The organism is Streptomyces purpureus (assembly GCF_014648195.1).
Taxonomy (GTDB): Bacteria; Actinomycetota; Actinomycetes; order Streptomycetales; family Streptomycetaceae; genus Streptomyces; species Streptomyces purpureus.
Genome location: NZ_BMQQ01000008.1, coordinates 118,008 through 142,685, shown reverse-complemented (window position 1 = coordinate 142,685; position 24,678 = coordinate 118,008). Strand labels below are relative to the sequence as shown.

Annotated in this window: 21 protein-coding genes and 1 pseudogene; 9 read left to right on the top strand and 13 right to left on the bottom strand. The window is 72.4% G+C overall.

Annotated elements, in window-relative coordinates; translation table 11 throughout:
* Positions 1-39: 39 nt before the first annotated feature.
* The 8 genes from IEZ01_RS13100 to IEZ01_RS13065 are packed head-to-tail and all read right to left on the bottom strand — an operon-like array spanning position 40 to position 6,821.
* On the bottom strand, positions 40-2,022 hold the full coding sequence (locus IEZ01_RS13100; protein WP_189201793.1) for an NADH-quinone oxidoreductase subunit 5 family protein: 1,983 nt from the start codon (positions 2,020-2,022) through the stop codon (positions 40-42).
* Entirely contained in the window at positions 2,019-2,399 is a 381-nt protein-coding gene (gene nuoK / locus IEZ01_RS13095) for an NADH-quinone oxidoreductase subunit NuoK (protein ID WP_019888669.1), read from the bottom strand. Before nuoK ends, IEZ01_RS13100 begins: the two co-directional genes overlap by 4 nt.
* Entirely contained in the window at positions 2,399-2,974 is a 576-nt protein-coding gene (locus IEZ01_RS13090; protein WP_019888667.1) for an NADH-quinone oxidoreductase subunit J family protein, read from the bottom strand. The genes nuoK and IEZ01_RS13090 overlap by 1 nt, the downstream gene beginning before the upstream one ends.
* Entirely contained in the window at positions 2,971-3,561 is a 591-nt protein-coding gene (locus tag IEZ01_RS13085; protein ID WP_189201791.1) for a NuoI/complex I 23 kDa subunit family protein, read from the bottom strand. Before IEZ01_RS13085 ends, IEZ01_RS13090 begins: the two co-directional genes overlap by 4 nt.
* A 2-nt stretch (positions 3,562-3,563) precedes the next feature.
* Positions 3,564-4,529, bottom strand: coding sequence for a complex I subunit 1/NuoH family protein (locus IEZ01_RS13080; RefSeq protein WP_019888665.1), 966 nt, complete (start codon positions 4,527-4,529; stop codon positions 3,564-3,566).
* Positions 4,526-5,815: an NADH-quinone oxidoreductase subunit C gene (locus IEZ01_RS13075; protein WP_189201789.1), complete on the bottom strand. Its 1,290-nt coding sequence runs from the start codon at positions 5,813-5,815 to the stop codon at positions 4,526-4,528. The genes IEZ01_RS13080 and IEZ01_RS13075 overlap by 4 nt, the downstream gene beginning before the upstream one ends.
* Complete coding sequence (locus IEZ01_RS13070; protein WP_019888663.1) at positions 5,812-6,429, bottom strand: NADH-quinone oxidoreductase subunit B; 618 nt, start codon at positions 6,427-6,429, stop codon at positions 5,812-5,814. The genes IEZ01_RS13075 and IEZ01_RS13070 overlap by 4 nt, the downstream gene beginning before the upstream one ends.
* Complete coding sequence (locus IEZ01_RS13065; RefSeq protein WP_019888662.1) at positions 6,420-6,821, bottom strand: NADH-quinone oxidoreductase subunit A; 402 nt, start codon at positions 6,819-6,821, stop codon at positions 6,420-6,422. Before IEZ01_RS13065 ends, IEZ01_RS13070 begins: the two co-directional genes overlap by 10 nt.
* Before the next feature lie 169 nt (positions 6,822-6,990).
* Between IEZ01_RS13065 and IEZ01_RS13060 the strand changes: the two genes are divergently transcribed.
* The 5 genes from IEZ01_RS13060 (at position 6,991) to IEZ01_RS13040 (ending at position 13,940) form a co-directional block, all read left to right on the top strand.
* Entirely contained in the window at positions 6,991-8,190 is a 1,200-nt protein-coding gene (locus IEZ01_RS13060; RefSeq protein WP_189201787.1) for a sensor histidine kinase, read from the top strand.
* Between the two features lie 203 nt (positions 8,191-8,393).
* Positions 8,394-9,710, top strand: coding sequence for a sensor histidine kinase (locus IEZ01_RS13055; protein ID WP_019888660.1), 1,317 nt, complete (start codon positions 8,394-8,396; stop codon positions 9,708-9,710).
* Positions 9,711-10,000: 290 nt separating this feature from the next.
* Positions 10,001-10,660 carry a response regulator transcription factor gene (locus IEZ01_RS13050; protein ID WP_019888659.1) on the top strand — a complete coding sequence of 220 codons (660 nt, stop codon included), beginning with the start codon at positions 10,001-10,003 and terminating at the stop codon, positions 10,658-10,660.
* A gap of 288 nt (positions 10,661-10,948) precedes the next feature.
* On the top strand, positions 10,949-12,895 hold the full coding sequence (locus IEZ01_RS13045) for a 2-oxoacid:acceptor oxidoreductase subunit alpha (RefSeq protein ID WP_019888658.1): 1,947 nt from the start codon (positions 10,949-10,951) through the stop codon (positions 12,893-12,895).
* Positions 12,888-13,940, top strand: coding sequence for a 2-oxoacid:ferredoxin oxidoreductase subunit beta (locus IEZ01_RS13040; RefSeq protein WP_189201785.1), 1,053 nt, complete (start codon positions 12,888-12,890; stop codon positions 13,938-13,940). Before IEZ01_RS13045 ends, IEZ01_RS13040 begins: the two co-directional genes overlap by 8 nt.
* A gap of 43 nt (positions 13,941-13,983) precedes the next feature.
* Here the strand turns inward: IEZ01_RS13040 and IEZ01_RS13035 are convergent, their stop codons facing one another.
* The 4 genes from IEZ01_RS13035 to IEZ01_RS13020 form a co-directional block, all read right to left on the bottom strand.
* On the bottom strand, positions 13,984-16,176 hold the full coding sequence (locus IEZ01_RS13035; protein WP_189201783.1) for a bifunctional serine/threonine-protein kinase/ABC transporter substrate-binding protein: 2,193 nt from the start codon (positions 16,174-16,176) through the stop codon (positions 13,984-13,986).
* Between the two features lie 3 nt (positions 16,177-16,179).
* Positions 16,180-18,543, bottom strand: a complete 2,364-nt coding sequence (locus tag IEZ01_RS13030) for a bifunctional serine/threonine-protein kinase/ABC transporter substrate-binding protein (protein WP_189201781.1) — start codon at positions 18,541-18,543, stop codon at positions 16,180-16,182.
* Complete coding sequence (locus IEZ01_RS13025) at positions 18,540-19,349, bottom strand: hypothetical protein (RefSeq protein WP_019888654.1); 810 nt, start codon at positions 19,347-19,349, stop codon at positions 18,540-18,542. The genes IEZ01_RS13030 and IEZ01_RS13025 overlap by 4 nt, the downstream gene beginning before the upstream one ends.
* Positions 19,350-19,463: 114 nt before the next feature.
* Entirely contained in the window at positions 19,464-19,862 is a 399-nt protein-coding gene (locus IEZ01_RS13020; protein ID WP_189201779.1) for a winged helix-turn-helix transcriptional regulator, read from the bottom strand.
* A 100-nt stretch (positions 19,863-19,962) separates the two neighbouring features.
* Between IEZ01_RS13020 and IEZ01_RS13015 the strand changes: the two genes are divergently transcribed.
* Together IEZ01_RS13015 and rarD are read left to right on the top strand one after the other, a co-directional pair.
* Complete coding sequence (locus tag IEZ01_RS13015; protein WP_189201777.1) at positions 19,963-20,823, top strand: SDR family oxidoreductase; 861 nt, start codon at positions 19,963-19,965, stop codon at positions 20,821-20,823.
* A gap of 197 nt (positions 20,824-21,020) precedes the next feature.
* Positions 21,021-21,956 (top strand): EamA family transporter RarD, encoded by a 936-nt coding sequence (gene rarD / locus IEZ01_RS13010; protein WP_373287608.1) that lies wholly within the window; start codon positions 21,021-21,023, stop codon positions 21,954-21,956.
* Between the two features lie 109 nt (positions 21,957-22,065).
* Here rarD and IEZ01_RS13005 read toward each other — a convergent pair whose 3' ends face one another.
* Entirely contained in the window at positions 22,066-23,499 is a 1,434-nt protein-coding gene (locus IEZ01_RS13005) for an MFS transporter (RefSeq protein WP_189201775.1), read from the bottom strand.
* A gap of 99 nt (positions 23,500-23,598) precedes the next feature.
* Here IEZ01_RS13005 and IEZ01_RS13000 point away from each other — a divergent pair, with 99 nt between their 5' ends.
* The gene (locus IEZ01_RS13000; protein WP_189201774.1) at positions 23,599-24,057 is read left to right on the top strand and encodes a winged helix-turn-helix transcriptional regulator; all 459 of its coding nucleotides are present in this window, start codon (positions 23,599-23,601) and stop codon (positions 24,055-24,057) included.
* A gap of 339 nt (positions 24,058-24,396) precedes the next feature.
* A pseudogene (locus tag IEZ01_RS34870) lies at positions 24,397-24,678 on the top strand (Leupeptin-inactivating enzyme 1); the annotation flags it as partial.

Sequence of the window (24,678 nt, the reverse complement as noted above, 5' to 3'; positions counted from 1 at the left end):
ACTGATATCGATCACGGGTTCGCTGATGTCGATCACGGCTCACGCTCCGGCGGCTACGAGTACGGCGGCGATCGCCAGGACGACGGAGCCGGCGAGCAGGGCGCTGAGGTAGGTCTGCACGTTGCCGGTCTGGGCGCGGCGCACGGCCCGGCCCAGCCAGTTGGTGCCGGTGCCCGCGCCGCTTACGTAGGTGTCGACGACCTCGCGGTCGAGGAAGCGGACCAGTGAGGCCGCGGCCAGGACGGGGCGGACGAACAGCGCGGTGTAGACGGCGTCGAGGTGGAAGCCGTCGGCGGCGTGGCGGTGGAGGGGGCCGAGCAGCGGGCGGCCCGGGTCCGTGGGGCCGGACGCGGGGTGCGGCAGCTGGAGCGCCTCCGCCTCGACCAGGGCCGGTTCGGCGTCCGGGTGGGCGACGGTCTCCGGGGTGGCGGGGCCGGCCGGGAGGCGGGCGGCCTTGACGGAGAGGGAGCGCCAGACGGCGTAGGTGACCAGGCCGCCGACGAGGGCGATGCCGGTGCCCAGGACCGCGGTGACGGCGGTCGGGGTGAGGGCGTGGCCGTCGAACCAGTCGTCGAGGCGGACGACTGCCAGTCCGAACGCGAGGGAGGGGATGGCCAGCAGCCACAGGACGGTGTTCATGGCGAGCGGCTGACGGCCGTGGTCGGGGGCCGCGGATCCCCGGCCGCGGAAGGCGAGCAGCCACAGGCGGGTCGCGTAGGCGGCGGTGAGGAGGGCGGTGAGCAGACCGGCGACCAGGATGGTCCAGCCGGCGCCGGCGGGGGCGACGGTGCGGTCGCCGAGGGCGGTGTGCTCGGCGGCGACGAGGACGGCTTCCTTGGAGAAGAAGCCGGCGAACGGCGGGATCGCGGCGAGGGCGAGCAGGGCGACGGTCATCGTCCAGTACGCGTCGGGGATCCGCCGGGTGAGGCCGCTCATCCGGGACATGGCGGTCAGGGAGTTGGTGCCGGCGGCGTGGATGATCACGCCGGCGGCGAGGAAGAGGAGCGCCTTGAACGCTCCGTGGGACAGGAGGTGGAAGACGGCGGCGCCACGGTCGCCGACGGCCAGGGCACCGGCCATGTAGCCGAGCTGGCCGATGGTCGAGTAGGCGAGGACGCGCTTGATGTCGTCCTGGGCGAGGGCGGCGAGCGCGGAGCCGACCATCGTCACGGCAGCCATCACGGCGAGCACGGTCAGGGCCGCGGCGGAGGCGGCGAAGAGGGGCAGCAGCCGGGCGACGAAGTAGATACCGGCGGCGACCATCGTGGCGGCGTGGATCAGCGCCGAGACGGGGGTGGGGCCGGCCATCGCGTCCGGGAGCCAGGTGTGCAGCGGGAACTGCGCGGACTTGCCCGCCACGCCGGCGAGGAGGAGCAGCGCGATCAGCGTCGGGTGGTCGAGGCCGTCCCCGGCGACGGCGCCGAGGATGCCGGAGATCCGGAAGGTGCCGGTGTCGGCGGCGAGCGCGAACAGACCGATCAGGAAGGGGACGTCGCCGAGCTTGGTGACCAGGAAGGCCTTGAGGGAGGCGGCACGGGCTTCGGGCGTCTCCCAGTAGTGGCCGACGAGGAAGTACGAGCAGATGCCCATGATCTCCCAGCCGACCAGCAGCACCATCAGGTCGCCTGAGTAGACGACGAGCAGCATCGCGGAGGTGAAGAGGGAGACCAGCGCGGCGTACGACGGGTAGCGCGGGTCGTCGCGGAGGTAGCCGGTCGAGTAGATCTGCACGCAGGAGGCGACGACGCCGACGAGGACGGCAACGAGGGCGGCGAAGCCGTCGATGTGCAGGGCCAGGTCGATGGGCACCGAGCCGGTCGGGGTGAGCCGGGTGGCCGCGGCGATGGTGTCGCCGCCCCCTTGGCGGGCGGCGACGAGGACGGCGAGGACGGCCGCGGCGAGGGTCGGCAGGACGGCCAGGGGGCGGACGAAGCCGGGGGCGCGGCGGCCGAGCAGCAGGCCGGCGGCGGCGCCGAGGAAGGGAAGGAGGGGGACGAGGACGGCGAGGGTCGTGGTGGTCACGCGGTGGCCTCGGCCTTCTCCCCGGCCGCCGTGTCGGGGCCGGCCGGCTCGGTGGGGTCGTCCGCGCCGGGGACCTCGGTCGTGTCGCGGAGCTTGTCGATGTCCGAGGTGCCGCCGTTGCGGTACACCATCAGGACGATCGCCAGGCCGATGCCGATCTCGGCGGCGGCGATGGCGATGGTGAAGAGGGTCAGCGCCTGGCCGGTGTGGAGGGTGTCCCGGAGCCAGACGTCGAACGCGACCAGGTTGAGGTTGACGGCGTTGAGCATCAGCTCGACGGACATCAGGACCAGGATCGCGTTGCGGCGGGCGAGGACTCCGTAGAGGCCGACGCAGAAGAGCAGGGCGGCGAGGACCGCGGGATAGGCGAGGTGCATCAGCGCTTCCCCTCCTGGGCCGGGCCGGACTCGGTGCGGTCCCTGCGGGAGAGCACGATCGCGCCGACCAGCGCGGCCAGCAGGAGGACGGAGAGCGCCTCGAACGGCAGCACCCAGTGCCGGAAGAGGATCTCGCCGGACACCCTGGTGGCGCCCTGGGCCGGGCCGTCGAGGTCGATCCAGGTCGTACGGAAGGCGTCGACGACCACCCACACCAGGGCGGCCGCGGCGGCAAGGGCGACCGCGAGGGCGGCGACGCGGTTGCCGGAGTCGGCGTCCGGGGAGCGGCCGATGGGGGCCTTGGTGAGCATGAGACCGAAGAGGAGGAGTACGACGACGGAACCGACGTAGATCAGCACCTGTACCCAGGCGATGAACTCGGCCGTGAGGAGGAGGTACTCGACGGCGAGGCCGCCGAGCGCCACCACCAGCCAGAGGGCGGCGTGCACCAGCTGCTTGGTGGTGACGGTCACCGCGGCCGCGGCCAGGGTGACGAGACCGACGAGGAGAAACGCGATCTCGACGCCGGTCGGGGAGAGGAAGCCAGGGGCTTCGGCTGCGAGGACGGGGTTCACGACTCCCCTCCCGGCGAAGTCTCCGGCGAGGTCTCTTCGGTGGGCGGCCGCTCGGCCTCGGCCTGGGCGGCGGCGAGCTTCTCGGCCGCCTTGCGGGCCGCGGCGAGCTCCTTCGGCTCCTCGGCACACGGGTCGAGCGCGGGCGGAGCGGGGACCGTCCACATCCATTCGCGGAGCTTGTCGCGCTCATGGGTGAGCTCGTGGATGTCGGTCTCCGCGTACTCGAACTCCGGCGACCAGAAGAGTGCGTCAAAAGGACACACCTCGATGCAGATACCGCAGTACATGCAGAGCGAGAAGTCGATGGCGAAGCGGTCGAGGACGTTGCGGCTGCGCTCGCGGCCACCGGGGGCGGCGGCCGGGACCGTCTCCTTGTGGGAGTCGATGTAGATGCACCAGTCGGGGCATTCACGGGCGCAGAGCATGCAGACCGTGCAGTTCTCCTCGAACAGGCCGATGACGCCGCGGGTGCGGGGCGGGAGTTCGGGCTGGACGTCGGGGTACTGCGCGGTGTGGCTCTTCTTCGTCATCGTGCGCAGGGTGACGGCCAGGCCCTTGGCCAGGCCGCTGCCGGGAATGGGGGACATGGCTACATCACCACCTTGACGACGCCGGTGAGGGCGATCTGGGCGAGGGCGAGCGGGACAAGGGTCGTCCAGGCGAGCTTCTGCAGCTGGTCCTCGCGCAGCCGCGGGTAGCTCACCCGCAGCCAGATCACGACGAAGGCGAGCACGGCGATCTTGAGCAGGGTCCAGACCCAGCCAAGGCCCTCCCCGCCGAACGGGCCGTGCCAGCCGCCGAGGAAGAGGACGGTGGTCAGACCGCACAGGACGACGATGCCCGCGTACTCGGCGAGCAGGAAGAGGGCGAAGCGCAGGCCGGTGTACTCGGTGTACGCGCCGAAGATGATCTCGGAGTCGGCGACCGGCATGTCGAACGGCGGGCGCTGGAGTTCGGCCAGGCCGGCCACGAAGAAGACCAGGCCGCCCACGATCTGCCAGGGCAGCCACCACCACTCGAAGGCGTTGACGATGCCGGGGAGCGAGACGGTGCCGGCGGCCATGGCGACGGAGGCGGCGGCGAGCAGCATCGGCAGCTCGTACGCAAGGAGCTGGGCGGCGGTCCGCAAGCCCCCGAGGAGGGAGAACTTGTTGGCCGATGCCCAGCCCGCCATGAGCGAGCCGAGCACGCCGACGGCCATGACGGCGAGCGCGAAGAAGATACCGGCGTCGATGACCTGACCGACCGCGCTCGTGCTCGGGCCGATCGGGATCACGATCAGTACGAGGAGGTACGGCAGCAGGGCGACGGCGGGGGCGAGCTGGAAGACGCGGCGGTCGGCGTTGGCCGGGACCACGTCCTCCTTCTGTGCGAACTTCACACCGTCCGCGACGAGCTGGGCCCAGCCGTGGAAGCCACCCGCGTACATGGGGCCGAGGCGGCCCTGCATATGGGCCATGACCTTGTGCTCGGTCTGGCCGATCACCAGGGGCAGGACGAGGAACACGGCGAAGACGACGATCAGCCGAAGGGCGACGTCGAGTGCGTCGTTCACGCGGGATCGCCTCCGGTGGTGTCGTCGGGGCCGGTGGTGCGGTCGGGGGTGGGCTCGGGCTTGGCGTCGGGGGCACGCTCGGCGCTGGGCGCGGGCTTGGCCTCGGGCACGGGCCTGGCCTCGGCGCTGGGCGCGGGCTTGGGCTCGGCGCTGGGCGCGGGCTTGGGCTCGGCGCTGGGCGCGGGCTTGGGCTCGGCAGCCGCCTCGGGCGCCGGCTTGGCCTCGGCGGCCGGCTCAGGCTTGGCGTCGGGCTTGGACCCGTCCTGGCCAGTCGGCTCGGTTTTGGGCTCGGCGGCCGGCTCAGGCTCGGGCTCGGGCTCGGGCTCGGGCTTGGACCCGTCTTCGCCAGTCGGCTCAGGCTTGGGCGTCGCCTCGGCGGGCTCGTCGAATGCCGGGCGCGCGTGGTGCCAGGGTGCGTCGCTGCTGCGGGGGGCCTTGGGCGGGGCCGCAGGCGTGGTGGGCTCCGGAGGCGTCTCGGCGGTCTGGCTCGCCGAGCCCTGGGAGGCGGAGCGCATACGGCGCGGCGGGCGGGGCGGGGTTTCGGCCTGCGGGGCTTCCGCGGCGGTGGCGGCCTCGGGCGTCCCGGCCGTCTGGCTCGCCGAGCCCTCGCCGGCCGTGCGGGTGCGGCGGGCGGGGCGTTCGCCGGGTGCCGCGCCGGCACCGGCACCGGCCGCGCGGGCGGTGCGGGCCGGACGGGACGGGGCAGGGGGCAGCTGGCCCTTGAGGGGGCCCCAGTCGTTGGGGTCGGGGACGCCGGGCGGCAGCATCTGGCGGCGCTTGGGGCCGCCGTCGTGGGACTCGCCGGGTTCCTTGGCGCCGGGCCAGGCCTTGGCGACCCGGGACGCGAGGACGAAGTCCTTGCGCAGCGGGTGGCCCTCGAAGCCCTCCGGGAGCAGCAGGGGCTCCAGGTGGGGGTGGCCGGTGAAGGTGATGCCGAACATCTCGTACGTCTCGCGCTCGTGCCAGCCGGCGCCCGCGTAGACGTCCACGGCGCTCGGCAGGGCGGACGCGGTGTGCGGGACGGTCGTACGGACGAGGAGGCGGCGGACGCGGTGGCCTTCGAGGGCGACGACATGGGCGCAGACCCGGAAGCCGGTGCCCGGTTCGTCGACGGCGCTCAGCCAGTCGAAGTAGGTGCAGCCGAGCTTGTCGCGTGCGATCTCCAGGGCGGCGATCCAGGAGCCGACTGGCACGTCGACGGTGAGCAGGTCGTAGGCCCGCTCGGCCGTCGCCTCCGCGCCGAAGATCTCGGTGACCGCCTCGGGCAGGGTGTCGTACGCGTTCACGGCGCACCCCCCGTCCCCTGGGCCGGCTGCGGCGTCGGCGAAGTCGGGGTCGGCGGGGTGACCAGGCCGCTGGTCAGCTGGGCCACCGACGGGCCGTTCGCGTACCGCTCGCCGAGCGACTCGCGGGCGATCTTCTCCTGGAGCTTGAGGATGCCCTGGAGCAGCGCCTCGGGCCGGGGCGGGCAGCCGGGCACGTACACGTCGACGGGGATGATCTGGTCGACGCCCTTGGTGACGGAGTACGAGTCCCAGTAGGGGCCGCCGCAGTTCGAGCATGCGCCGAAGGAGATCACGTACTTGGGCTCGGGCATCTGCTCGTACAGACGCTTGACCGCCGGGGCCATCTTGTCCGTGACCGTGCCGGAGACGATCATCAGGTCGGCCTGGCGCGGCCCGGGCGCGAACGGGATCACGCCGAGCCGGATGAAGTCGTGGCGGGCCATCGACGCGGCGATGAACTCGATGGCGCAGCAGGCGAGGCCGAAGTTGAAGACCCACAGGCTGTAGCGGCGGCCCCAGTTCAGGACCACCTTCATCGGCTCGGGAGCCAGCCGGGACAGCACACCCAGCCGTTGGGGCTCGGGCAGGTCCACGGGGGCCGGAGTCACGTCCATGTCAGGACGCCCTTCTTGTACGCGTAGAGCAGTCCCACGGCCAGGAAGCCGAGGAAGATGAACATCTCGACCAGTGTCGTGGCGCCGTATCCGGCGGCGGCGAACACGGTCGCCCAGGGGAAGAGGAAGATCGAGTCGACGGCGAAGATCACATACAGGAACGCGTAGACGTAGTAGCGGACCTGGGTGTGGGCCCAGCCCTCGCCGACCGGGTCGACGCCGCATTCGTAGGTGAGGAGTTTCTCCGGGGTCGGGACGACGGGCCGCAGCAGGCGCCCGGCGCCGAAGGCCACCGCGACGAAGAGCACGCCGAGGACGGCGAGCAGTCCGACGACGGAATAGCTCTCGAAATAGTCCGCGGCGAGTGCGGTCGGTTCGGTCGTTTCCGGCACGTCCGTTCCTCGCTCCCTGGCGCTGTTCGCCGATATGTACGGACGGGAGTCTAGGGCCTGTTAAAGGGCCGGTAACCAGCCCGTCCACGGAGCGGGTGGGGTTATCCCCACTTCGCCCCACCCACGAACCCCATGGCGTCCCGATCTTCGGCCCGGCAGGCTTGACGCCATGACCGAGACCACCGACACCGTGGGCCGGGCCGGCGACGACCGGTCCCGGCCGCTTCCGCCCGTGCGCCGCACCGCCTTCGGGCGGCACACCTGGAAGGAAGCGGCGTACCTCCTGTCGAATTTTCCGGTGGTGCTGCTCGGTTTCGTCTATGTGGTCGTCATGGTCGTCACGGGCGTGGCCCTGTCCGTGACGGTGATCGGTCTGCCCCTGCTCGCCGTCGGCCTGGCCGGGGCCCGCGGCCTCGGCCGCGCCGAGCGGGGCCGGGCCCGGCTGCTGCTCGGCGTGGAGGTCGAGGAGCCGAGCCCGCTGCCGCCGCCCGCCGGGGGCGGGTTCTTCCCGTGGCTGTGGACCCGGCTGAAGGACCCGGTCGGCTGGCGGACCGTGCTGTTTGCGTTCGTCCGGCTGCCGTGGGGCGTACTGACCTTCGCGCTCACGCTGGTGTGTCTCATCCTGCTCCCCCTGCTGCCCGTTGTCGTGCGGGGCCTGGCGAGCGCGGACCGGGCGATGGTGCGCGGCCTGCTGTCGCCCTCCGACGAGCTGGAGCGGCGGATCGCGGAGCTGGAGTCGGACCGGGGTGTCGTGGTCGACACGGCCGCCGCCGACCTGCGGCGCATCGAGCGCGACCTGCACGACGGGGCGCAGGCCCGGCTCGTCGCCCTCGCCATGGGGCTGGGCCTGGCCAAGGAGAAGCTGCTCGAGGACCCGGAGGCGGCCGCGGCCATGGTGGACGAGGCCCATGGCGAGGTGAAGCTGGCGCTCCAGGAGCTGAGGGACCTGGCCCGCGGCATCCATCCGGCGGTCCTGACCGACCGGGGCCTGGACGCGGCGCTCTCCTCGATCGCCTCGCGCTGCACGGTGCCGGTGCGGGTGACCGTCGACCTGGACGAGCGGCCGGCCGAGGCGATCGAGGGCATCGCCTACTTCACCGTCTCGGAGCTGCTCCAGAACGTCTCCAAGCACGCGCGGGCGCGCAGCGCCTCGGTGGAGGTGTGGCGTACGAAGGACCGGCTGCTGCTCCAGGTCAGGGACGACGGCCGGGGCGGGGCGCGGTTCGACGGAGGTACGGGCATGGCGGGGCTCGCCGAGCGGCTGGGCGCGGTCGACGGGCTGTTCGTCCTGGAGTCGCCGGAGGGCGGCCCGACGACGGTCACGGCCGAGCTCCCCTGGCGGCCCCGGCACCCGGCCCGCGGCCGCTAGACCCACCGGCGGCCCCGGTCCGTACCCCGGCCGGTAGGGAAAACCCCCGGCCCAAGAGGGATACGGCCCTCATGGCCGGCGGCCGTCCGTCCCGGCGAACCTTGTACCGAGCGCGGAACCGGGCACGGAACCGGGCACGGAACCGGGCACACCCCCTCATCGACCCACACCACTCACCCCACGGCAGAACGGAAGCGACGACGATGGCCACGGCTTACGGACCGGCACCGGACACCCGGCTCTCACACGTGCCCGCGGCGCTGCGCGCGCCGATCGAGGGCCGCACCTGGCGTGAGTTCGCGTACGTCCTGACGGGGCTGCCGCTCTCCGTGCTCTTCTTCTGCCTCGCCGTCTCCTTCACCGCCCTCGGCCTCGGCCTGGTCGTCACCTTCCTGGGTATCCCGCTGCTGGCCGCCACGCTCGCGATGTGCCGGGGCTTCGGCGCCGTGGAGCGGGGCCGGGCGCGCGGTCTGCTCGGTGTGGACGTCTCCGCTCCGGCCCCGGTGGTCACCCGCCACCGCGGCACCATGGCGTGGGTCGGCGGCGTGCTCAAGAGCGGGGCGTCGTGGCGGCACCTGCTCTACGCGGTCCTGCACATGCCGTGGGCGACGTTCACCTTCTCGGTGACGGTGTCGCTCTACACGTACGCCTGGGGGCTCTTCACGTACCCGCTGTGGCGCTGGGTCTTCCCCGCCTACGCGGACGTGGAGGGGATTCAGCTGTACGGCGACGGCCGGCGCAACTTCATCCTCGACTCGCCCTTCGAGCAGGCGGTGACCAGCCTGGTCGGACTGGCCTTCGTGCTGGTGACGCCGTGGCTGGTGCGGGGCATGGTCCAGGTCGACCGGCTGATGGTGTCGGGGCTCCTCGGGCCGTCCCGGCTGGCCACCCGGGTCTCGGAGCTGGAGTCGGACCGGGGTGTCGTCGTCGACACGGCCGCCGCCGACCTGCGGCGCATCGAGCGCGACCTGCACGACGGCGCTCAGGCCCGGCTGGTCGCCCTCGCCATGGACCTGGGGCTGGCCAAGGAGAAGCTCGTGGAGGATCCGCAGGCGGCGGCGCGGATGGTGGACGAGGCGCACGGCGAGGTCAAGACGGCCCTGCAGGAGCTGCGCGACCTGGCCCGGGGCATCCATCCGGCGGTCCTGACCGACCGCGGTCTGGACGCGGCGCTCTCCTCCGTCGCCTCCCGCTGCACGGTCCCGGTCGCGGTCGAGGTGGATCTGCCGTCCCGCCCGGCCCCGGCGATCGAGGGGATCGCCTACTTCACCGTCTCCGAGCTGCTCCAGAACGTCTCCAAGCACTCCGGGGCCCGCCGGGCCTGGGTGGAGGTGTGGCGGACGGAGGACCGGCTGCTGCTCCAGGTCAGGGACGACGGCCGAGGCGGCGCGGACCTGGCCGGCGGCAGCGGTCTGGCGGGGCTCGCCGAGCGGCTGGGCGCGGTCGACGGGATCCTCGCGGTGGACTCCCCGGCGGGCGGCCCGACGACGGTCACGGCCGAGCTCCCCTGGCGCGGCTGACCGACGCCCCCTCCGCCGAGCCGGCCCTGCTGACCGACGCCCCCTCTCCCCCTCCCCAGTCCCCAGTCCCCCGGCCTTGGCGCGGCCGACCGCCGACGCCTGACCCTGCCCTCCCCCGAGCCTTTCCCAGCTCGGAGCGCCTCGGGCCCCCGGCGCGCCGCGCCCGGGGGCCCGAGCCTGTCCGAATCCGATCTGTGGACAAGCCGCGGGACGATCGTCGGGCTGGGATGCTGGAAGGACAGCAGTCCAGAACACCGGAGCATGGGGGACGGAACGTCGTGGAAAACAGGGTGCGGGTGGTCATCGCCGAGGACTCGGTACTGCTCCGGGAGGGCCTGACCCGCCTTCTGACCGACCGCGGTCATGATGTGGTCGCGGGTGTCGGGGACGGAGACGCCCTGGTCAAGACCGTGAGTGAGCTGGCGGACCAGGGTGAGCTGCCGGATGTGGTGGTCGCCGACGTACGGATGCCGCCGACGCACACGGACGAGGGCGTCCGGGCCGCGGTGCGGCTGCGCCAGGACCACCCGGGGCTCGGGGTGCTGGTCCTCTCGCAGTACGTGGAGGAGCGTTACGCCACCGAACTGCTGGCCGGATCCAGCCGCGGTGTGGGCTATCTGCTGAAGGACCGGGTCGCGGAGGTCCGGGAGTTCGTGGACGCGGTGGTGCGGGTGGCCACGGGTGGTACGGCCCTGGACCCGGAGGTGGTCGCGCAGCTGCTGGGCCGGAGCCGTAAGCAGGACGTCCTGGCGGGGCTGACCCCCCGGGAGCGGGAGGTCCTCGGCCTGATGGCCGAGGGGCGGACGAACTCGGCGATCGCCCGGCAGTTGGTCGTGAGCGACGGCGCCGTGGAGAAGCACGTCAGCAACATCTTCCTGAAGCTGGGGCTCTCCCCCAGCGACGGGGACCACCGGCGTGTGCTTGCCGTATTGACCTATCTCAACTCATAGCCAACCCCCGCCGAATATCTGACACTCAGTCAGATAGCGGCGTGTCGCATGGAGTTTCGCACCGAGTCACGAGGGAGTGGATGTAGGACAGAAGGACCAGCGGGGAGTGTCTGACGATCAGCATCCGGGGGGCTAACAGAACATGGCAAACCAGGGCATCACAGCGTCTCAAAAGTGCGTCCAGCATCTGAGCGGCCCAGGGAAGGTGACCCTTACCGACGTAGGGTTGACCGTGGAGCGACCGGTGAGCCGGCCGCAGCCCAGCCGCCTCGAAGGAGGTCCAGTTCAGTGACCAGCCAGGTCAGTAGCCCAGCCGAGCACGCAGATGAGGCTGACGGGGCCGGCGAGGCCCTGGTGGGGGGGCCGCGCAGACCCGCCGGCGACAAGGAAGTACGCCGTCTGGACCGGGTGATCATCCGCTTCGCGGGTGACTCCGGTGACGGTATGCAGCTGACAGGTGACCGTTTCACGTCCGAGACGGCGACCTTCGGGAACGACCTGTCGACGCTGCCGAACTTCCCCGCCGAGATCCGCGCCCCCGCAGGCACCCTGCCGGGTGTCTCCTCGTTCCAGCTGCACTTCGCCGACCACGACATCCTCACCCCGGGCGACGCGCCGAACGTCCTGGTCGCCATGAATCCGGCGGCCCTCAAGGCGAACATCGGCGACGTGCCCCCGGGCGGCGAGATCATCGTCAACACGGATGAATTCGCCAAGCGGGCCATGGCCAAGGTCGGCTACGAGACGTCCCCCCTGGAGGACGGCTCGCTGGAGGGCTATCGCGTCCATCCCGTGCCGCTGACCACACTGACGATCGAGGCGCTCAAGGACTTCGGTCTCCCCCGCAAGGAGGCCGAGCGGAGCAAGAACATGTTCGCGCTGGGTCTGCTGTCGTGGATGTACCACCGGCCGACCGAGGGCACCGAGCGGTTCCTGCGGCAGAAGTTCGCGAAGAAGCCGCAGATCGCCGAGGCGAACGTGGCCGCCTTCCGCGCGGGCTGGAACTTCGGCGAGACCACCGAGGACTTCGCGGTCTCCTACGAGGTCGCCCCCGCCACCGCCGCCTTCCCCACCGGCACGTACCGCAACATCTCCGGGAACCTCGCCCTGTCCTACGGGCTGATCGCCGCGTCCCGCCAGGCGGACCTGCCGCTCTACCTGGGCTCGTACCCGATCACCCCTGCCTCGGACATCCTGCACGAGCTGTCCAAGCACAAGAACTTCGGTGTGCGGACCTTCCAGGCCGAGGACGAGATCGCCGGCATCGGGGCGGCCCTCGGCGCCGCCTTCGGCGGCTCCCTCGCCGTCACCACCACCTCCGGCCCCGGTGTGGCGCTCAAGTCCGAGACCATCGGCCTCGCCGTCTCCCTGGAGCTGCCGCTGCTGGTCGTGGACATCCAGCGCGGCGGCCCCTCGACCGGACTGCCCACGAAGACCGAGCAGGCCGACCTGCTCCAGGCGATGTACGGCCGCAACGGCGAGGCGCCCGTGCCGATCGTGGCGCCGAAGACCCCGGCGGACTGCTTCGACGCGGCCCTGGAGGCAGCCCGGATCGCCCTGACCTACCGCACCCCGGTGTTCCTGCTCTCGGACGGCTACCTCGCCAACGGCTCCGAGCCCTGGCGGATCCCCGACGTGGACAGCCTGCCCGACCTGCGGACGCAGTTCGCCACCGGACCCAACCACGCGCTGGCCGACGGCACCGAGGTCTTCTGGCCGTTCAAGCGCGACCCGCAGACCCTCGCCCGGCCGTGGGCCGTGCCCGGCACCCCGGGACTCGAACACCGCATCGGCGGGATCGAGAAGCAGGACGGCACCGGCAACATCTCCTACGACCCGGCCAACCACGACCTCATGGTCCGCACCCGCCAGGCCAAGGTCGACGGCATCGAGGTGCCCGACCTCGACGTCGACGACCCGGACGGCGCCCGCACCCTCGTCCTCGGCTGGGGATCGACGTACGGGCCCATCACCGCCGCCGTACGCCGGCTGCGCCGCGAGGGCACCCCGGTCGCCCAGGCCCACCTGCGCCACATCAACCCGTTCCCGGCCAACCTCGGGGAGGTCCTCACCGGATACGACAAGATCGTGGTGCCGGAGATGAACCTCGGGCAGCTCGCCACCCTGATCCGGGCCAAGTACCTCGTCGACGCGCACAGCTACAACCAGGTCAACGGCATGCCGTTCAAGGCCGAGCAGCTCGCCGCGGCTCTCAAGGAGGCCATCGATGACTGAGTCACTCCTCTCCCTGGTGCCCAAGGCCGAGGCGAAGCAGTCCATGAAGGACTTCAAGTCGGACCAGGAGGTGCGCTGGTGCCCGGGGTGCGGTGACTACGCCGTCCTCGCCGCCGTGCAGGGCTTCATGCCCGAGCTGGGCCTGGCCAAGGAGAACATCGTCTTCGTCTCCGGCATCGGCTGCTCCTCCCGCTTCCCGTACTACATGAACACCTACGGGATGCACTCCATCCACGGCCGCGCCCCGGCCATCGCCACGGGTCTGGCGTCCTCCCGCCGCGACCTGTCCGTCTGGGTCGTCACCGGCGACGGCGACGCCCTGTCCATCGGCGGCAACCACCTCATCCACGCCCTGCGGCGCAACGTCAACCTCAAGATCCTGCTCTTCAACAACCGGATCTACGGTCTGACCAAGGGGCAGTACTCCCCCACCTCCGAGGTCGGGAAGATCACCAAGTCGACCCCGATGGGCTCGCTCGACGCGCCCTTCAACCCGGTCTCCCTGGCACTCGGCGCCGAGGCGTCGTTCGTCGCCCGGACCGTCGACTCCGACCGCAAGCACCTCACCGAGGTCCTGCGGCAGGCCGCCGACCACCCCGGCACCGCCCTCGTCGAGATCTACCAGAACTGCAACATCTTCAACGACGGCGCCTTCGAGGTCCTCAAGGACAAGGAGCAGGCGCAGGAGGCCGTGATCCGGCTGGAGCACGGGCAGCCGATCCGGTTCGGCGCCGACGGCGGCAAGGGAGTGGTCCGCGACCCCGCCACCGGCGATCTCCAGGTCGTCCCCGTCACCCCCGCGAACGAGGCGAGCGTGCTGGTCCACGACGCCCGCAGCGCCAGCCCCACGACCGCCTTCGCGCTCTCCCGGCTCGCCGACCCCGACACGCTCCACCACACCCCCATCGGGGTGTTCCGCAGTGTCGTACGGCCCGTGTACGACACGCTCATGGCCGACCAGCTCGACACCGCCGTCGAGCAGAACGGCAAGGGCGACCTCGCCGCCCTGCTCACCGGCAACGACACCTGGACGGTCGTCGGCTGACCGTCCCACCGAGGGCTTGCCGGGCGCGCCGCCCGGCGGGCCCTCACTTCTTCTCCGCCGCCGCCTTGTACTGCCCCAGGAACCGGGGCGCGCCCCGCTGGATCCGGTGCATGAACAGCGCCGGCTCGTGCTGGAACAGCATGCTGTTGGTGCCGTGGAAGGCGATCGTCTTCGCCAGACCCTGGTACGTCATGGTGCGCAGCCTGCGGCGCAGGGCGCCCCGGTCGGCCACCAGACCGTCGGCGGTCAGCAGCCGCATCCCCTCGGCCGCGTAGAGCACGGCGTCGTACGCCTCCAGCGCGAACCGCTCGATCCCGGCCGTCGCCGGCAGCCGCCAGCGGGTCCGGTACGCGGCGGTGAACTGCCTGGCCGGCGCGAGCACCGCCGGATCCGTGTAGGTCGTGCCGAAGAGCCAACCCTCGGCGGCCGGCCCCGCCACCGCCGTGAACTCCGGCCCCAGGACGTACTCGACGGCCCCGCACAGCCCGGTGAACCCCTGCGCCCGCAGGGCCTTGGCGCACAGCGCGGCCCGGCGCGGGGAGTCGCCCGCGTACACCACCGCGCCCGGGGCGGCGGCGAGCGCGGCGCGGACTGCCGGGGCGAAGTCCTCGGTGTCGGCGGCGACCGGATGGGAGGTGATCGTGCCCTCGGACGGCGGCGCGGTCTTCATGGTCTTCGCGATCCGCCAGCTGTACGTGCCGCCCGCCCTGTCCTCGACGATCGCGGTCCGCCGGATCTTCTTCTTGGTCAGGTAGTAGACGAGCGGGACCGTGAGCATGTCGTGGCCGGGCCGTAGCTCGAAGTAGGTGGGGCCGTCGGTCTGCCCGTCGATGTCGATCTGGCTGACGCCCGCCACGAGGTTCATCAGGACAAGCAGGTTCTTGTGGTACTCGGCGGCGGTGGCGACGACCGTCCGGGCCGTGACCGGCCCGAGGACCGCCAGGACCGTGCGGTCCCCGGCGAAGGCGCGGGCCGCCGCGAGGGCCCGTCCGGGGTCGCCGCCGTCGTCGCGGACCTTCAGCGCCAGGTCGAAAGGCCGGTCCTGGCGGGAGTTGAAGGTCTCGACCGCGAGCCGGGCGCCGCGTTCCTGTGCCGTACCGTCCGCCCGGCCCGGTCCGCTCAGGTCGGTCTGGACACCGATGGCGTACGTGGAGCGCGGGCCACCTCCGCCGCCCGGGCCGGCACCGGCCGGCGTGCGGTTCACCAGCCACGCGGTGACGCCTCCGGCGGCGACGACCGCGGCCGCCGAGCCCAGCACCAGCAGCCGCCGCCGTGAGGGCGCCCGACCGCCCGCACCGGGGTCGTCGGGGTCGACGATCAGGGTCGGCTCCGAGACCGGCAGGTCGAGGACGCGGGCGGAGCGCTGGGCGATCAGCGCGGAGACGGCGGGCGGCAGCCAGTCCCCGGCGGGCCCCTCGGGCCGGCCGGGGACGGCGCCGAGGGAGGCGCGGACCTCATGGGCGGTGGGGCGGGCCGCCGGATCCTTGGCGAGGCAGGCCCGGACCAGGCCGAGCAGCGGCCGCGGTACGCCGTCGAGGTCGGCCTCCTCGTGGACGGTGCGGTACACGATCGCGGCGACCGTGCCCGTACCGAAGGGCCGTCGTCCCGTGGCCGCGTGGGCGAGGACGCAGCCGAGCGAGAAGACGTCGCTCGGCGGGCCGACCTCGCCCGCCCCCGCGGCGCGGGCCTGCTCCGGGGAGAGGTAGCCGGGCGAGCCGATCACCGCGTCGGTGGCGGTCAGGGCGGTCGCCCCGGCGGCCCGGGCGATCCCGAAGTCGATCAGGCGCGGCCCGTCCAGGGCGAGCAGGACGTTGCCGGGTTTGACGTCCCGGTGCACGAGTCCGGCCTCGTGCAGGGCGGCCAGTGCCTCGGCGAGCCGTGCGCCCAGGGCGCGGACGGCCTCCTCGGGCAGCGCGCCGTACAGCCCGACCGCCTCGGCCAGCGAGGGGCCGGGGACGAACTCGGTGGCCAGCCAGGGCTCCCGGGCGTCCGGGTCGGCGCCGATGACCCGCACCACCCAGCGGCCGCGGATCTGTTCGGCGATGCGCGCCTCGCGGCGGAAGCGGGCCCGGAAGCCGGGGTCGGCGGCGTGTTCGGCGCGGATGAGCTTGAGGGCGGCGAGGGCGCCGCCGCCGGAGCGGGCGAGGTAGACGACGCCCATGCCGCCCGCGCCGAGCCGGCCGAGGAGCCGGAATCCGGCGATCGCCGTCGGATCGGCCGTACGCAGGAGCTGCACGCGTCACGTCCCCCGGGTGGCGGGTGGTCCTGCGGGGGCGAATTCGAGCGGCTTGTAGCGGCCGCCCTCGACGACGTACATGAACGTGCCCACGGCGTCCGGGTCGCCGGTCTCGTGGTTGAAGACGTAGCCGCCCATGGCGCCCTCGTACCTCACCTTGCGCAGGACGGGGGTGAGTGTGGTGCGGTCGGGGCGTTCGCCGCCCTTGGCCTTCTTCACCACCTCCTGGATCAGGAGGTTGACGACGTCGTAGGCCTCACCCGCGTAGTAGGCGGGGCCGGTGCCGTACTTGGCGCGGTGCGCGGCGACGAAAGCCGCGGCTTCCTTCCTGGTCGTGGGGTCGACGACGGGTGCGCCGAGGATCCAGCCCTCGGCCGCGTCGCCGGCCTCCTTGAGGAACCTCGGTCCGAAGACGTGCTGGCCGGCCACCTTCATGCCGGTGAAGCCGAGTTCCTTCAGGGCGCGGGCGGCGAGGACGGCGCTGGGGGTGAGGCCGCAGTGGACGTAGGCGTCGATGCCGTCGGCGGTCATCCGGGCGAGCACGGACCTGTAGTCGGTGAGGCCCGCGGGGACCACCCGGGGGTACGGTGCGATCTTCCCTTGGCGGAAGGCGAAGTTGGCGCCGCCGATGTACTGCCAGGCGTAGGTGTCGTCGGTGCGTTCCTGGAGGATGCCCGGCCGGCGGCTGCGGGTCTTGGCCTGGACGTAGTAGGCCAGGCACATGCCCGCGAAGGGGTGCGGCGGGCAGGCCCGCAGGATGGTCCGGCCCTGGGTCTTGTCGTTCACGGTGAGCAGGTTGAGGCCGGCGGAGACCGTGATCAGCGGGACACGGGCCTCGTCGTAGACGGGGAGCGCCTCCTGCGAGGTGTAGTCGGAGGTGGAGCCGAGCACGCCGAGGACGTCGGGGTCGGTGGTGAGACGGCGGGCGGCCGCGGCCGCGCGGTACCGGTCGCCGGCGTCGTCGGAGACTTTCAGTTCGAGGGTGAAGGGCTTGTCGGCGCGGGCGTTGAAGTGGTCGACGGCGAGGCGGGCGCCGTGTTCCTGGGCGATGCCGAGTTCCTTGGCGGGCCCGGTCAGGTCGGCCTGGACGCCGATGATCCAGCGCCGCTTCTTCGGCGGCGGGGCGGCCTTCGTACCGCCGTCGTCCGTCAGGGCGGTCCAGATGCCCACGCCCGCGGCGGCAGCGAGCGCCACCGACCCGGTGGCCAGGAGGAACTTCCGTCTGCCGGCCGGATTCTGGACGCTTGTGCCGCCGTGCGTGGGCTCGATGTCGGGCAGGGCGAGCATCCGGGTGGAGCGTTCGGCGATGGTCCGGACGACGGGTGCGGGCAGCCAGTCGGCGGCGGTGCCGGGGGTGTCCTCGGTGAGGAGGGCGGTGACCTGTTCGGCGGTCGGCCGGTCGGCGGGGCTTTTGGCGAGGCAGGCCCGCAGCGGGTCGAGGAGTCCGTCGGGGACGCCGGCCAGGTCGGGTTCGTCGTGGACGGTCCGGTACAGCAGGGCGTCGACGGAGCCCGAGCCGAAAGGCGGGCGGCCGGTCGCCGCGAAGGCCAGCAGGCAGCCGAGCGCGAAGACGTCGCTGGCCGGGCCGATCTCGTCGGCGCGGGCCTCGGCCTGTTCGGGGGCGAGGAAGCCGGGGGTGCCGACGACCATGTCGGTGGCGGTGAGCGCGGTCTCCTCGGCGGTCCGGGCGATCCCGAAGTCGATCAGGCGCGGGCCGTCGACGGCGAGCAGGACGTTGCCGGGTTTCACGTCGCGGTGGACGAGTCCCGCGGCATGTACGGCGGCCAGGGCTCGGGCGATCGCCCCGCCGAGGATCCGTACGCTGCGGGCGGGCAGCGGGCCGTGGGCGCGTACGGCCTCGCCGAGCGAGGGGCCGGGGACGAAGGCGGTGGCCAGCCAGGGCTCGGGGGCGTCCGGGTCGGCGCCGGTGACGGGGACGGCCCAGGGGCTGGAGACCCGGCGGGCGGCCTCGACCTCGCGCCGGAAGCGGGTGCGGAAGTCGGGCTGGTCGGCCTGGTCGGCGTGGGTGACCTTCACCGCGGCGAGTTCACCGCTGTCGGTACGGCCGAGGTAGACCACGCCCATGCCGCCCGCGCCGAGCCGTCCGAGGAGCCGGTAGCCGGCGATCACGGAGGGGTCGGAGGCGAGCAGCGGCTGGACGGCACCGGGCTCGCGCTCACGCTCGGGCGGGAGCGGGGGTGGGGACGGGGTGGCGCCGGGGTCGCGCGGGAGCGGGGTGGCGCCGGGGGTGGGACCGGGCCGGGTCGCGTCGGGGTCGCGCTCGGGCGGGGTGGCCCCGGGAGGGGGCTCGGGCGGGGGCGCGTCGGGTTCGCGGTCCGGCGGCGGGGGCGGGGCGGCAGGGCTCATGACTGGGCCTCCAGCTGGCTCTCGGCCCGATCGACCATGGTGACCAGCGCCTGGACCTGGGCGTGGTCGATGTCCTTGTCGACGTGCCCGGGGGCTCCCTTGGCGACGACGGCGACGGTGACCTGGGAGACCCGGGACTGGTACCAGGCGTATTTCTGGGGGCCGCCGAAGGCGTCGTTGTGGTACTTGCCGCCTTCGCCGAGCGAGTCGGCGGCGGTGAAGTTGCCGCCGACGCCGAAGGGGTTGCCGAGCGAGATGAGGCCGCTGATGCGCTCGCCTTCGCGCAGTCGCTGGTCGGGGCAGCGCAGCGCCTCCTCCAGCGTCTGGGCCATCTCCCAGTCGGCGTCGGTCTCGGTGCGGTGCACGGTGACGGTGGCCGAGACTTGCAGCGGGCCCTTGCCGGCCGCGGCGGGGATCTCGCTGTAGGCGGTGACGCTGTGGAGCACGGTCGCGGGGCGGGTGCCGGTCTCCCAGGTGCACTGTGCGCTCAGGACGGGCCAGTAGCCGGGTGCGCTGTGGTGCGGGCGGCGTGCCACGTAGTCGGGGCCCCAGGAGTCGGGGCCGGCGACGACGGCGAGGGCGAGCCGCCGGGCGTCGGCCTCGGTGCGGGGCGCGCGGGCGGGGTCGGGGGTGAAGTCCAGCCGGGTCGGCGTGGGATTCGCGGTCGGGCTCGCGCTCGGCCGGGCGGAGGCGCTCGGCGCGGGCGAACTCTTCGGCCGGGCATTGTCGTTGCCGCCCGGCTCGGAGCCGGAACAGCCGGTGAGGATCAGTCCGCCCGCCAGTAAGGCGCAGCAGGAACGCAGCACTCTTCCGTATCCGTACGTCACAGGCCCCCCACGGACGCTACGCACTCTCCCCGAGTGGTGAGCAGATCGTACGCGCCGGAGGGTCAACGAGCCCTGATTACGGGGGCATTGGGATCAATTGGTGACGGTTCCCTCGCGGGCCCGGTCGTAGTCGGCGCGGGCGGCCTGCACGGCGGGGACCCGGCGCTCGGTCCAGCGGGCCAGGGCCCAGACCTGTTCGGCGGCCTCCTTGCCGAGGCCGGTGAGCCAGTAGTCGACGCGGGGCGGGATGACGGGCTGGGCCTCGCGGTGGACGAAGCCGTCGCGCTCCAGGGTCTGAAGGGTCTGGGCGAGCATCTTCTCGCTGACGCCGCCGATCGTGCGGCGCAGCTCGCTGAAGCGGTACGAGCGCTCCATGAGGGCGGCCAGGACGAGGACGCCCCAGCGGCTGGTGACGTGCTCCAGGACGAGCCGGGAGGGGCACATCGGCTCGTTGACGTCCGGCTTGCCGTTCACGACTTCCCTTACTCCCATGTCAGTACCTTACTTCAAAGTGGGTACTTTCGGAAGGTTAGCGCCCAACGTACGGTCAGTGGCACGCCAGGGAAACGAACCGAACGGGAGCACCCTCACCATGAGCATCGTCGTCACCGGAGCCACCGGACAGCTTGGCCGCCTCGTCATCGACGAGCTGCTCGCCACCGTCCCCGCCCACCGCGTCGCCGCCGTCGTCCGGAACAAGGAGAAGGCCGCCGACCTCGCCGGTCGCGGGGTCGAGCTGCGCGTCGCCGACTACAGCCGGCCCGAGACGCTGGCCGACGCCTTCGAAGCCGGCGACCGGGTCCTGCTGATCTCCGGCAGCGAGGTGGGGCAGCGGGTGGCGCAGCACGCCGCCGTGATCGCCGCGGCGACGGCGGCGGGCGTCGCCCAGCTCGCGTACACCGGCATCCTCGGCGGCCCGGAGGCCGACTTCCGCCTCGCCGACGAGCACAAGGAGACCGAGAGGCTGATCCTGGAGTCCGGCCTGCCGTACACCTTCCTGCGCAACGGCTGGTACACCGAGAACTACACCGAGCACCTCGCTCCGGTCCTCCAGCACGGCGCCGTGGTCGCCAGCGCGGGCGAGGGCCGGGTCGCCTCCGCGCCGCGCGCCGACTACGCGGCCGCCGCGGCGGCCGCGCTGACCGGCGAGGGCCACCTCCACCAGGTCTACGAGCTGAGCGGCGACACCGCCTGGTCGTTCGCCGAGTACGCGGCCGAGGTCGCGCGGCTGTCCGGCAAGGAGATCGCCTACCAGGACGTACCGGCCGAGACCCATCTGTCGGTGCTCACCGGCGCGGGCGTGCCCGAGGCCTTCGCGGAGATCCTGGTCGACGTGGACGCGGCCGTACGCCGTGGGGCGCTGGCCCGGCGCAGCGGCGACCTGGCCCGGTTGATCGGCCGCCCGACGACGCCGGTCGCGGAGACGATCGAGGCGGCGCTGCGGACCGCCTGACCGAGGCCCGCGACCGGGATGCCGCCGGCCTTCCGACCGGTGGCCCCGGTCATGACCGTATTGCGGTACGGACATGACAGCCCTCCCTGTGCGGCGCTACCTTCGACAGGACAGGCGCGTGGCACAGGGCAGGAGGTTCGGTGAAGACACAAGGAGAGACCCGGGCAGGGTTGCTGTACGGGATCGGTGCCTACGGCATGTGGGGCCTGGTCCCGCTCTTCTGGCCCCTTCTCAAGCCCGCCGGGGCCGTCGAGATCCTCGCCCACCGGATGGTCTGGTCCCTCGCCGTCGTCGGCCTCGCGCTGCTCGTGCTGCGCCGCTGGGGCTGGGTGCGGGAGCTGCTGCGCAGCCCCGCCAAGCTGGGCCTGATAGCCCTCGCCGCGGCCGTGATCACGGTCAACTGGGGCGTCTACATCTGGGCCGTGAACACCGGCCGGGTCGTCGAGGCGTCGCTCGGCTACTTCATCAACCCGCTGGTCACGATCGCGATGGGCGTCGTCCTGCTGAAGGAGCGGCTGCGGCCGGCCCAGTGGGCCGCCGTCGGCATCGGCTTCGCGGCCGTGCTGGTGCTCGCCGTGGGGTACGGGCAGCCGCCGTGGATCTCGCTGACGCTGGCCCTGACCTTCGCCACGTACGGCCTGGTGAAGAAGAAGGTCAACATCGGCGGTCTGGAGTCGCTGGCCGCGGAGACCGCGATCCAGTTCCTGCCGGCGCTCGGCTACCTGCTGTGGCTCGGCACCCAGAGCTCGGCCACCTTCGGTGCCGAGGGCGCCGGCCACGCGGCCCTGCTCGCCGCGACCGGCCTGGTCACGGCCGCGCCCCTGGTCTGCTTCGGCGCGGCGGCGATCCGGGTCCCGCTGTCCACGCTCGGCCTGCTCCAGTACCTGGCCCCAGTCTTCCAGTTCCTCCTCGGCGTCGTCTACTTCCACGAGGCGATGCCGGCCGAACGCTGGGCCGGCTTCTCCCTGGTCTGGCTCGCCCTCACCCTCCTGACCTGGGACGCCCTCCGCACGGCCCGCCGCGGCCGCACGGAGGCGGCCCGCCTGGCCGCCGAGGCGGCGACGGTGGACGCGGTGAAGCCACGGGCGGAGGCCCAGACGGAGGCCCAGGCACCGGAGGTCGAGGCCCGCTAGGCCCCGTCCCGGAGATCTGGCACACCGGAACGCGGTCGACGGCTCCGGCGGACGTGACGTCCGCCGGAGCCGTTGCCGTTCACCCGTCCCGGGCCGTGCGGCCGGCGCGCTACACCGTCTGGCGTTCCCGGACCGGCTCCGCGGAAGGGCTCTCCGCCTCCATGTGGCGGACGGGCCGGGTGCGCAGGCCCGTGGCCGTGAGGAGGCCGCCGAGGAGGATCATGGCCACCGGGACCGCCAGGGCCGCGCGGAAGGCGTCCATCGGGTCGGAGGTCGCGCTCAGGCCGTAGACCGCGGTGACGGCCGAGATACCGACCGCCGAGCCGAACTGGGTGGCGGTGGTGAGCAGGCCGCTGGCCAGGCCCTGTTCCTCCTCGTCCACGCCGTCGGTCGCGGCGATGGTGAGGGGGCCGTACACGACGGCGAAGGCCACGCCGTTGAGCAGCAGCAGCGGGAACATCGCCGCGTACGTCCAGTCCGAGCCGATCTGCAGGAACACGACGTAGGTGACGGCCGCGAGGACGAAGCCGCCGAAGGCGACCTTGGCGTTGCCGAAACGGTTGACCAGGCGCGGGGTGAGGGTGGGGGCGAGGACCGCGTCCACGCCCATCACGATCAGCGCGAGCGCCGTTTCGAAGGACGACCAGCCGCGCAGCTCCTGCAGGTAGAGCGTGACGACGAACTGGAAGCCGAAGAAGGCGCCGACGAAGAGCATCATGCCGAGGTCGGCGCGGACGGTCGCGGCCTTGCGCAGGAAGCCGAGGCGCACGAGCGGGTTCTTCGCGCGCCGCTCCACGGCGACGAAGAGGCCGGTGAGCAGCAGCCCCGCGGCAAATGCGGCGGCCGTCAGCTCCCAGGAGTCCAGGCCGTGTTCGAGCCGTACGATGCCGAAGGCGAGCAGGAGCATCGCGCCCGCCGCGACCACCGCGCCGGCCAGGTCGAAGCCGCCCGTGGCACGGGCGGGCCGGCCCTCGGCCGGGAGCAGCTTGAACGCGGCCAGCAGGACGGCGCCCGCGAAGATCACCGGCGCGAAGAAGACCCAGCGCCAGCCGAGTGCGGTGAGCAGCCCGCCGATGACCAGGCCGAGCGAGAAGCCGCCCGCGGCCGTGCCGGCGAAGACCAGCAGGGCCTTGTTGCGCTCCGGCCCCTCCGCGTACGAGGTCGTGATGATCGACATCGCGGCCGGGGTCATGAAGGCGGCCGCCACACCGGTGACGAACCGGGCCGTGATCAGCATCCAGCCCTCGGTGGCGAAGCCGCCGAGACCGGAGAAGAGCATGAAGACGGTGAGCCAGGTCAGGAACATCCTGCGGCGGCCGAGGAGGTCGGCCGCGCGGCCGCCGAGGAGGGTGAAGCCGGCGTAGCCGAGGACGTACGCGCTCATCACCCAGGCCGCCGTCCCGGTCGACAACCCCAGGTCGGATCTGATCGAGGGCACGGCCACGGCGAGCATGGCCACGTCGATGCCCTCCAGGAAGATCGTGCCGCAGAGGACGAGGAGGAGGGCCCAGGCGCGTGCGGACAGGGTCGGGTTCTTGGGCATGGGTGTCTCCGTGAAAGGGCGTACGGGAAAGGAGGGTTACTCGACCGCGGGTCGGTTCTCTCTTGTAACCACCTGAATCCTGCGGCACCATCGGGAGGCATGGAAGAAGGCACTTTGAAGGAACCGAGTCACTGCGAAGGCACCTACGGGGACGGCCTCTACGGCGACACCGACCCCTTCCAGTGGGACACCCGGGAGGACTGTGAGGTCCGCCAGATCCTCGACCGGGTGGCGGACAAGTGGTCCTTGCTGGTCATCGCGTTGCTCGACCACCGCCGTCTGCGCTTCACGGAGCTGCGCCGGGAGATCGACGGCATCAGCCAGCGGATGCTGACGGTGACGCTGCGTCAGCTGGAGCGCGACGGGCTGGTGAAGCGGACGGTGCACCCGGTGGTGCCGCCGCGGGTGGAGTACGAACTCACCCCGCTCGGCGGCACGCTGCACACGACGATCCGCTCGCTGGTGACCTGGACCGAGGTCCACCAGAACGAGATCGCGGCGGCGCGTGCGCGGTACGACGAGCGCGAGGCGGCGGAGGCGGCGCTGGCCACGGCCTGAGGACGGATTCGGTCATCGTCCGTCATGCGGACACCGCCGAGCCGTTCCTCGGTCGCCGTACTGAACCGGCCGATTGCGCCATGTGAAGTCCGTCCGCGTTCTTCCTCGGACCAGGCGAAGGCCCCGGTAGCACCCCGCTACCGGGGCCTTCGCCTGAACGTCCGGTAAACGGACTTGCCTGACCGGTTTCCGCCCTTGACGGTGAGTCAAACTCTCCCTGAACATTCAGCACGCACACCGCGCACTGCACACGCACAGCTCCAACGCCCCGCGACACCGCCGTCGTGGGGCGTCTCGCACGTTCCGTCCCATCCCCGTACGGAATTCCGGAGCCCCCACATGACTCTCTCCGTTCCGAGACGCACCGCGGCCATAGCGGCGCTCGCCCTCACCGGGCTGATAGTCACGGCCGCCCCCGCCGCCACCGCAGCACCGGCCGCCCCGGCGGCCACCACGGCCGCGGCGACCACCGCCGCCGCGCCCGACATCCCGCTCGCCAACGTCAAGGCGCACCTCAACGACTTCCAGTCCATCGCCTCCGCCAACGGCGGCAACCGCGCCCACGGCCGCGCCGGCTACAAGGCGTCGATCGACTCCGTGAAGGCCAAGCTGGACGCGGCC

Coding starts and splice junctions, on each gene's coding strand:
- nuoK (WP_019888669.1), bottom strand. CDS start 2,399: ATGCACCTCGCCTATCCCGCGGTCCTCGCCGCCCTGCTCTTCTGCGTC.
- IEZ01_RS13085 (WP_189201791.1), bottom strand. CDS start 3,561: ATGTCCCCCATTCCCGGCAGCGGCCTGGCCAAGGGCCTGGCCGTCACC.
- IEZ01_RS13070 (WP_019888663.1), bottom strand. CDS start 6,429: ATGGACGTGACTCCGGCCCCCGTGGACCTGCCCGAGCCCCAACGGCTG.
- IEZ01_RS13060 (WP_189201787.1), top strand. CDS start 6,991: ATGACCGAGACCACCGACACCGTGGGCCGGGCCGGCGACGACCGGTCC.
- IEZ01_RS13055 (WP_019888660.1), top strand. CDS start 8,394: ATGGCCACGGCTTACGGACCGGCACCGGACACCCGGCTCTCACACGTG.
- IEZ01_RS13040 (WP_189201785.1), top strand. CDS start 12,888: ATGACTGAGTCACTCCTCTCCCTGGTGCCCAAGGCCGAGGCGAAGCAG.
- IEZ01_RS13030 (WP_189201781.1), bottom strand. CDS start 18,543: ATGAGCCCTGCCGCCCCGCCCCCGCCGCCGGACCGCGAACCCGACGCG.
- IEZ01_RS13020 (WP_189201779.1), bottom strand. CDS start 19,862: ATGGGAGTAAGGGAAGTCGTGAACGGCAAGCCGGACGTCAACGAGCCG.
- IEZ01_RS13015 (WP_189201777.1), top strand. CDS start 19,963: ATGAGCATCGTCGTCACCGGAGCCACCGGACAGCTTGGCCGCCTCGTC.
- rarD (WP_373287608.1), top strand. CDS start 21,021: ATGTGGGGCCTGGTCCCGCTCTTCTGGCCCCTTCTCAAGCCCGCCGGG.
- IEZ01_RS13005 (WP_189201775.1), bottom strand. CDS start 23,499: ATGCCCAAGAACCCGACCCTGTCCGCACGCGCCTGGGCCCTCCTCCTC.
- IEZ01_RS13000 (WP_189201774.1), top strand. CDS start 23,599: ATGGAAGAAGGCACTTTGAAGGAACCGAGTCACTGCGAAGGCACCTAC.